Consider the following 1,351-nt stretch of genomic DNA (forward strand, 5'->3'; position numbering starts at 1 on the left):
CGTGGTGCTGGCCGACACCAGGCTGCCCGTGTAGTTCACGTCGTTGCGGTTGTTCACGCGCGCCACCGTCGCATACAGCGCCGTGCGCTTGGACAGGTTGTGCACGTAGCCCACTGCGAACTTGCGTGCCATCGGGTCTTCGCCCGTGATGCCTGCCGTGCCTTCGTTGTAGCGCACTTGCGAGTACGCCACGCGGATCAGGCCTGCGCCCACCGGCACGGTCGCGCCGATCAGGTAGCCGTTGTAGGTGTCGTGCGTGTCAACCGCTGCCGCGTAGTCGAACTTGTTCTTCACGTTCGACAGCTCGCCGAACAGCTTGACGGGACCGAAGTCGTACGAAGCGCCCAGATTGATGGTCTGCACCCTGCGCTCCAGCGCGGTGGTGTCCACGACGGTGCTCTGGCCCACGGCCAGTGCCACGTCCAGGGGACCGTTGGCATAGCCGAAGCGGCCACCGACGTAGCGGCCAGCCGTGCTGCTGGAAGCTGCAGTGGTGCTGGTGGCGTCGGTGCTGGCGTTCTCATGCAGGCTGTACTGCACCTGGCCGTAGAAGCCGCCCAGGTTCGGCGGCAGGAAGTAGCCGATCGAGTTGCTGGCACGCACGTAGTTGGCGTTGTTGATGGTGGTGTTGCCGCTGACGGTGCTGATGACGTTGGTGCCCGAGCCGTTGGTGCCGAACGGATCGAAGACGGTGTCGTTCCAGAAGGTGGCGGTGTAGTCGCGGCCCAGGCGCAGCTCGCCGAAGCCACCCGACAGGCTCACGGTGGAGCGGCGAGCGAAGGTGGAGATGCCGGTGGCGCCGTCGTCGTTGGTGATGGGTGCTTCGAGCCAGAAGCTCGCTGCCAGCCCGCCGCCGAGGTCTTCGGTGCCGCGGAAGCCGATGCGGCTGGAGTTGTAGGCCGAGTTGCCCAGGCTGGTCTTGCTTTGCTTGACCGACGCGCCGGTGGTCGTGTCGCGCGAAGTGGTCGACTGGTAGGTCAGGCCAGCGTCCACGACGCCGAACAACGTGACGGACGATTGGGCAGAAGCCAGGCCGCAGACGGCCAGGGCAGCGAATGCCGTGAGGGTTTTCTTCATTCAGGGTTCTCCAGTTGCAGCGGCTCTCCATCGAGCAGCAGGCACGCATCGTCTCGTTCAAATTCGGAGGAATCTTGTGAATGCCTCTGCTTTGCGTGAACTGTTGTTTGCGTGCACTGCGCCAAGAGAAGCCCCGGCACAACCGGAGGAAACACCTCACACAAGAAGTCTCCCAAAAGCAGCGCAATGCTCGGCGACCGAAGGAGTCATCCATGACCATTGCCATGCCAAGCACCGTCGCCACCTCGCTGGGCGTGCAGCAGCTGACCAGCGC

General features: G+C 64.1%; 1 protein-coding gene and 1 pseudogene. One reads left to right on the forward strand and one right to left on the reverse strand.

Annotated elements, in window-relative coordinates:
* Positions 1–1,077 (reverse strand): porin (locus tag ACSFA2_RS25455; RefSeq protein ID WP_435458116.1); only part of this gene is annotated, 1,077 nt, incomplete at its 3' end.
* An 80-nt stretch (positions 1,078–1,157) separates the two neighbouring features.
* On the opposite strand from ACSFA2_RS25455, the pseudogene ACSFA2_RS25460 reads away from it, so the two are divergent.
* A pseudogene (locus ACSFA2_RS25460) lies at positions 1,158–1,351 on the forward strand (hypothetical protein); the annotation flags it as partial.

This window comes from Variovorax cryoconiti, from assembly GCF_051216395.1.
Lineage (GTDB): Bacteria > Pseudomonadota > Gammaproteobacteria > Burkholderiales > Burkholderiaceae_C > Variovorax.